Source organism: Intestinimonas sp. HCP28S3_D6 (genome assembly GCF_052065695.1).
GTDB lineage: Bacteria > Bacillota > Clostridia > Oscillospirales > Oscillospiraceae > Intestinimonas.
Map to the genome: position 1 here is coordinate 1 of NZ_JBQHTM010000084.1, position 7,339 is coordinate 7,339.

Below are 7,339 nucleotides of genomic sequence, written 5' to 3' on the forward strand. Positions count from 1 at the left end.
GTAAATGTTTCCTGTTTCTTCATCCCCATACACCACCATTGCGTTGATAGTGTTATTATCCCACATCCGGAGCCTTTATGGTAGTGCGGATTAAATCAGAGATTCCTTAGGTGTCCTCCTGACTGTTGTCGCTCTTGAGCTCGATGAGGGGCAGGGAGCCCGGGTCCTGGGCGGTGCCGTCCCCGCCGTCGGGGAAGGGCAGCCACAGGGTGCGGCTGGTGAGCCGCTTGCTGCCGGTGTCGCCGGGCACGTCGGTGCGGTAGAAGTTGATGCGGATCTCCAGTGGGTAGGCGTCGGTGACGCCGCTCTGGGCGTTGAGGGCCTTTTCGGCCTCCAGATCGGGCACGAAGAGGAGGAAACCGTCGCTGGTGTCGCTGACCGCCCCGTCGGCGGGGATCTCGGCCAGGAGCAGACCGTAGCCGTTCATGGGCCGGGTGACGGTGGTGACGCTGCCGGCCTCGGCGGTGGTGTTGTAGACCGCCTCTACCTCCACGTAGTTGTAGCGGGGATCGCCCCGGTAGGTGCCCAGGATGACCAGGGTGCCGGCCTCGATGACCTCGCCGTCGCCGTAGTGGTAATCGTCGGACAGGATGCCCACGGCGGCGCCGTCGTAGAAGTCCACCCGGTCGCCGGGGTAGTCCAGCAGCTCCACGCGGGCCTCCTCCGGGATGCCGGTGAGCTCCAGCACGGCGGCGTCGTAGGTCCAGATGCGGGTGTCGGAGGGATCTGCCCCCGGCTTGGTAAAGTAGGCCGTCACCGTGTCGCCGGACAGGGTGCCCTCCTTGGCGTCGGTCCAGTCCTCCGCCTGGGCGTCGGCCTTCACCCGCATGGTGTAATGGCCACTGAGGTCGCCGCCGGTGACCTTGATGCCGGTGACGGGGACGGCGCCGCCCTGCATGGTGATGGTGACGGTCTCGCCGGACCGCTTCAGGTCGTAGAGGGCGGGATCGATGGTCTTGTCATAGGCCACCCGGACCTCGTCAGCCTCCGCCTCGGCGCCCAGGTTGCCCAGCTTGTCCACGGGTACCACGGAGTAGGTGTAGGTCAGGTTGTTGGCGGCGCCCAGATCGTCCACGTAGACCTCCCCGGTGGTGAAGCCGATGGCGGTGCCGTTCCTGCGGATCTCGTAGCCCAGGATGTGGTCCTGGTCGGTGTGGGTAATGGTCAGGGTCACCTGGGAGCCCTCCACGGCGGCGGTAACGGCCGCCTCGCCGCGGGCAGCGGCGCCGTTTTCCAGGCGGTAATTCCGGGCGGCGTCATTGAGGTACCAGATGGCCCGCTCCTCGGCGGGGTAGTCGTCCAGAATGGCCTTTACGGCAGGGCTGAGGGTCATGCCCCAGCGGGTGAAGAAAGCGGTGAGGTCCCGGTCGGCTACCTGGGCGGCGATGAGGGCAAAACGCTCGTCGTAGCTGTAGCCGCTGTACGCGCCGGACTTCCACAGCCGGAAGAACTGGTTGTAGAAGGCCATGGGCTCCTCCGCCCCGTCGTAGGCCAGGTGGAGCTGCCAGTACATACCCAGCTGGACAAAGACGTTGTTGGCGGTGCCGGGACGGGCCTGGGCCACCTTATGAAAGATGTCCGCCCAGCGGCCGTCGGCGGTGAGCCGGGTGGAGAGGGTCATGGCCTCCCCGTCCCAGGCCTGGGCGGCCAGGGAATAGAGGTTGTTGGTACACTCGGCCTTACCCAGCTTGTCCATGTTGTGGCCGATCTCGTGGGCGATGCCCCAGCCGAAGAGGCCATTTTCCGGCTCCCCGGCGGTCTTGGCGGCGGGCTTGCCCTGGACCAGGGCGGCGGTGGAGCCGTACTCCACGCCGATGTGCGCCCCGGCGGCGTACATGAAGGCGCCGGCGAACATGCGCATGTAACGGATGTTCTGGCGGGTGGTCATGGGATAGCGGTAGGTCTCCAGGTCGGCATCGGCACCGATGATGCCCTGGACCTGGTTGACCACGAAGAGCTCCTCCTCCCAGGCCAGCACGTTCTGGTACATGGTCTCCACCATGGCGTTTTCGTCGTGGTTCACGCCCCTCAGACCGGCCAGGACCTGATCGGCGGGCAGGGACAGGAGGACGCTGGGGGTGGAAATCTCGGTGGCGTTGCGGACGTCGGTGGTGAGGGCGGCGCCGGTGAGGCCGGAGACGTAGGTCTCCAGGGCCTGGACGTAGGCCCGGATGGCGTCCTTGCGGGCGCTCTCGCCCATGTTATACCAGCCGGACAGCTCCAGCACCGGCATCTGCCAGACGTTGACGGCGTTGCGGATCTGAATCTGGATGTCCTCCGGCCGGTCCCCGGCGTAGGTCAGGTAAAATACGCCGCCCCGGGTGTCCTTCAGGGAGCCGATCTCGGGCACAGTGATGTAGTTGCGGCCGTTTTTCAGCTCGATGGGGCTGCCCTTCCACACGCCGGACTCGCCGTAGAACTGAGTGGGCACCACATAGACGGGGGCGTCGCCGGGCAGGTCGGCGTAGATGGCCACGGTGGCGCCCGCCTTGGCGGTGATGCCCAGGGGCTGGAGGGCGCTGGCGGTCTGACCGGCGGCCTGATCGCCGGCGGCGGAGGCCGAGCGGCTCTGGAAGTCGTTCTTCACCAGGGCCAGGGCGTTGTCCTTGCGCTCCAGCAGGGCCTGGGCCAGGTCCAGCTCGTCCTTCAGACGGGCGCGGTCCAGGTAGAAGCTGCTCAGGACGCTCAGCCGCTCCCGCAGGGCGGTGATGTCGCCCTGCTCAACAGCGCCATTGAGGGCGGTAAAGGAGCCGTTTGCGAAGAGGGCGGCGATGTCGTTGCTGAGGGTGTTGCTCTTGTAGAAGGCGATCTCGGAGATACTCACCCGGGGACCGCCCTCCATCTCGTTGAGGGCAATGGTGAGACTGTGCACCCCCTTGAGCTCGGGGAAGGCCAGGACTACATAGTTGTCAGCGGTGATGCTGCCGGCGGAGAGTCCTTCGGCGGTGTAGATCACTTCACCGGCGGCGTCCCGGGCTGTCATGTTGAAGGTCTTGATGCGGCCCTTGTACCGGGCGTCGAGATAGGGCACCACCAGTACATAGTTCATATCATAGGAGCCGTCAAAGGTATAGGTGATGTTGCTGGAGGTCCAGTAGTCCCGGGCCACCCAGTAGGTGTTGGGGTCGCCGTCGGTGAGGTGGGTGGTCACGTCGAAGTTGGGGCAAAGGCTCTTATTTACATTAGAGGGGACCTCCATGACGATGGAGGTGACGGAGCCGTTGTCAATGCGCCCGTCGGTGGGCAGCACCGGCATGTCGAAGGCCTCCTTTTTGGGGGTGCCCAGGGCCACGGCGGAGAGGGGGCCTACGCCCCGGAGGTTGCCCGCCTTCACCGCCACCTCGTACTCGGTACCGTTGGTGAGGCCGGTGATCACGGTGCCGGTGGAGGCAATGTCGCCGCCCCAGCGCCGGAAGTCGCTCTCCCCTTTTGCCCGGTAGAACACCTGGTAGTAGGTGGCGTCCTTGGTGGAGCCCCAGGTCAGGCGCAGGGCGGTGTCGGCGGCCTCCACCAGAAGGTTGGAGGGGGCGCCGGGGGCGTTGGCGGGGACAGGCACGGCGGAGATCACTGCCGAGGGGGTGCCGCTCCAGCCGTCGCTGGAGGCGGTCACCTGGAAGTAGTAGGTCTGGTTGTTCTTCAGCCCCGAGAGGGTGGCCTTGTTGGTGCTCACCGACAGGCTCTGGCTCAGGCTGTTCCGGTCCTGGCCGTAGGAGACGGTGTAGCCGGTGACGTTTTTCACGCTGTCCCACACCAGCTTTACCTCCCCGTCGCCGGTGGCGGCGGACAGGCCCTTCACCTGGGTGTCGGCCTGGATGGCGTCGGAGACGATGTCCTTGAGAAACTGGATCTGGGTCACGGCGGCAAACTCCGGGGTCCCGCCGGTCTGGCCCTCCACCTTGGTGACGGTGATGGTGACCTTGGTCACGGCCACCTTCTTGCCCAGGTTGATGGAGATGACGCTCTGCCCGGCGGTGCGGCCGGTGGCGTGGACCCCGTCGGGGGCGGAGATGTTGAAGGGGACGGTCATGGTGCCGCCGCCCTCCAGCTCCACCAGGGCGGAGCCCGCCTGGATGGCCCCGTCGGAGGCGGGGGTGGTGATGGTAATCTCGCTCATCTCGGTGGGCTTGTCCAGGGCGATGGGGAGGGCGAGCTCACTTTTGCCCTGGGCGGGGGCCAGAGTGACGGTGCTCCCGCCGGTGAAGAGGTCGTCGGCAGTGCCGCCGGTAAAGGTCACAGCCCCCTCCTCCACGGTGGTGCGCACGATGGCGGCGGTGGAGAGAATTTGGGGATCGCCATCCAGGCCCACCATCTTATTGATATAGGAGAGGTCGGTGATATCTACCACCCCGTCGCCGTTGAGGTCGTAGGTGTCCAGGGCGCCGGTTTTTCCAAGCTGGGCGTCCATGGCGTCCCGGTCGGCGGCGGTGACGGCGCCGTCGCCGTCCACGTCGCCCAGGGCAAAGCTGCCGTTGCCGGTGCTCATGAGTACGTGCTGGGAGTAGTTCTCCAGTTCCACAGGGGTGGTGCAGGTGGTATAGCCCCTGCCGGAGAGGGACAGGGCATAGTCCCCGGTGGGTAGGCCGTCCAGGGTCACCTGGTAGTAGCCGATCTGGCGCTCGGTGGTGAGGGGGACGCCGTGGATGTTCTGTGCCTCCACCGAGACAGCCAGGCCGTCAGTGCCTTGGGAGGTGCCGTCGGACAGGGAGACGGTGATGGCCCTGCCGCTGCCGGTCAGGGTCAGCCGCAGGTCCCGGTCGGCCACCTCGTCGGCCTGCTGGGGCAGGTCAAAGCGGACGGTGAGGGCGATGGAGCCTGTGGCGGCATCCGATGCACGCTCCGCCCCGGCCGCAGCGGCGGGGACGGGGTATCCTATCGTACAGAAAGAGCCAGTCAGGGCCAGGCTCAAAAGCCCGGAAACGGCTCTGCGAAGGTGGTTCGATCTGCTCATCTCTTTTCTTTCTCCTATCACGGTGTTGTCCCGGGCCGGTAAGACCCGGCCCTGGGCAGCCTCGTGATTATAGCGAATCCCCGCCCCAAAATACAACCAAAAAACGGTTACAAAATATTTTCATCAAATACGTAAGAATTATTTTTTGTGACTGTCTACTTCTGGTGAAAACCCTACAAATTTACTATGTCTCTTTTGCCAAGGGCGGAGATGCCTGACCCGTAGGCGCGGACCGAACATGAGGCCGGACCGGGCGTCATATAGTGGAACTGTGCAAGACACCCCGTTGTGGGGGAACCAATAAGGAGGCGTATGGAATGAAATTGTACCTGATCCGGCGGCGGGTCTTTACGGTGGGGCTGTGTCTGCTGGCGGCGGCGGCCATGCTCTACGTGGTGAACCACCCGGCCATCGTGGGGGCGTCGGCCACCACCCGGCAGCTGCCCATCTACTGTGTGGCCCAGGATCAGAAGGTGGCCTCTCTCACCTTTGATGCCGCCTGGGGTGATATAAAATAGCGGTACCTGGGATAGTCCCAGGTACCGCTATATATCCGAATGCGCGATTGCCGTCGGCGGAGCTGTTCACGGAGCAATCATACCAATCTCTTCCCCAAAATGCAACCGCCGACGGACTGTGAGGAGAGTCTGTCATTTTGAGGGCATCGGGTTCCGGTATCTTACTCCTCTTCATCTTCGATTTGGTATCGTTTCAACTTGTCGTAGAACGACTTCCGGGAGATCCCAAGCTGTTGGATTGCCTTGGAACGATTGCCATCTGCCAGCCGGAGGGCTTCGATAATATAGTCCTTCTCCAACAGTGCCACTGCACTTTTTAAATCCAGGCCGGGTCCGGCAGATGGCTCCGTTTCCGGCAGGCTCTCTCCCCGTAAGGTGGCCGGCAGGTCCTTATATTCAATGATATTGTTGGAACAAACAACCCCTGCATATTCTAATACATTCTGTAGCTCGCGCACATTACCCGGCCAGTCATATTTTAGCAGCGCCATAATAGCCATATTGGAAAGGGTAATCTCCTGTCCCGGAGGAGCCATTTTACTCAAAAAATAGCGAGCCTGAGGCAAAATATCATCCCGCCGTTCCCGCAGCGGAGGGATGGTTAAGGGGATCACGCTGAGACGGTAGTAGAGGTCCTGCCTGAACTTACCTTCCCGAACCAGATCCTTCAGGTTTTGATTGGTGGCAGCAATGACTCGGATGTCAATGGGGATACTGGAGACGCCGCCAACCCGTTCCAGCTCCCGCTCCTGCAGGACCCGTAGCAGTTTGGCCTGAGCGCTGGCACTCATATCGCCAATCTCATCCAAGAAGATAGTTCCCTTGTCAGCCAGTTCAAATTTCCCCAGCTTTCCGCCTCTCAGAGCGCCGGTAAAGGCACCGGCTTCGTAGCCAAAGAGTTCGCTCTCCAGCAGGTTTTCCGGGATGGCGGCACAGTTGATGCTAATCAGAGGCCGTTCCGCTCGATTGCTGGCCCGGTGGATGGCCTTGGCCAGCACCCCCTTACCCACGCCACTCTCTCCTTGAATGAGAATGGTACAGTTAGCTTTGGCCGCCTTGGCAGCCATAGACAGGATCCGCCGCATCTCCCGATCCGCGCAGATATAGTCGTCAAAGGGGTGGGCCAGAGGCGGACTGATCTGCTGGACCAGATACTGGTTCATGGCCCTGGTCCGCTCCAGCTCATTGCTCAACTCGATGATCTTGGTCATATCGTTGAAGACAGAGGCAACGCCCAGCAAAGTCCCCTCTTTGTCAAAGAGCGGGATGGATTTTCCAATGGCGTGGATACCCAGGGAGCGGAGATAGTCTGGGGCTCCAATAATCTCTTTCCGCTTCTCCAGCACCTTCAGCGCCACGGATTCCGGTTCCAGCCGGTGGAGGTTCACCCCCAGGGCCTTATCTCGGGAGACCCCCAGAATCTTGGTATACTCCTCGTTAATATAGATAATGGTACCCTGTGGATCGATGATCATAGTAGCGTTCTGGACGTAGTCCATAATATGTAGAAATACCTCAACCCCCCACCGCTCCGCCAGAGGGAGAAAATCCGCATTGGTTTCCCACATCTCATTCATCCTGTTGTCCCTCCTGTTTTGGGGCGCAGGGTATTCTCACCCGGCTCCGGTCAGCGGAGTGGTGTCGGTCCCTTTTTGCATTATATCAAACCGACTGCGTCAACGCAATTCGCAACCTCCATCCGTCAAAGGACGCACCCCCTCTGCCGCCAGCCGGGCCGGCAAAAGAGGGGGTGCATGCATACTTAGGGAATCTCTGATTTAATCCGCACTACCATAAAGGCTCCGGATGTGGGATAATAACACTATCAACGCAATGGTGGTGTATGGGGATGAAGAAACAGGAAACATTTACG

The 7,339-nt window shown here is 62.1% G+C and carries 3 protein-coding genes; 1 reads left to right on the top strand and 2 read right to left on the bottom strand.

What is annotated here, in order from left to right:
- Window positions 1-106: 106 nt before the first annotated feature.
- A complete protein-coding gene (locus ACTNBK_RS16275) occupies window positions 107-4,948 on the bottom strand; it encodes a fibronectin type III domain-containing protein (RefSeq protein WP_441147676.1) in 4,842 nt (1,613 codons plus the stop codon).
- Between the two features lie 317 nt (window positions 4,949-5,265).
- Between ACTNBK_RS16275 and ACTNBK_RS16280 the strand changes: the two genes are divergently transcribed.
- Window positions 5,266-5,466, top strand: a complete 201-nt coding sequence (locus ACTNBK_RS16280) for a hypothetical protein (protein ID WP_441147678.1) — start codon at window positions 5,266-5,268, stop codon at window positions 5,464-5,466.
- A 161-nt stretch (window positions 5,467-5,627) separates the two neighbouring features.
- Here the strand turns inward: ACTNBK_RS16280 and ACTNBK_RS16285 are convergent, their stop codons facing one another.
- Window positions 5,628-7,043 carry a sigma-54 interaction domain-containing protein gene (locus tag ACTNBK_RS16285; protein WP_441147680.1) on the bottom strand — a complete coding sequence of 472 codons (1,416 nt, stop codon included), beginning with the start codon at window positions 7,041-7,043 and terminating at the stop codon, window positions 5,628-5,630.
- Window positions 7,044-7,339: the final 296 nt, after the last annotated feature.

Excerpts from the sequence above, each read along its gene's own strand:
- ACTNBK_RS16275 (WP_441147676.1), bottom strand. The coding sequence starts at position 4,948 with ATGAGCAGATCGAACCACCTTCGCAGAGCCGTTTCCGGGCTTTTGAGC.
- ACTNBK_RS16280 (WP_441147678.1), top strand. The coding sequence starts at position 5,266 with ATGAAATTGTACCTGATCCGGCGGCGGGTCTTTACGGTGGGGCTGTGT.
- ACTNBK_RS16285 (WP_441147680.1), bottom strand. The coding sequence starts at position 7,043 with ATGAATGAGATGTGGGAAACCAATGCGGATTTTCTCCCTCTGGCGGAG.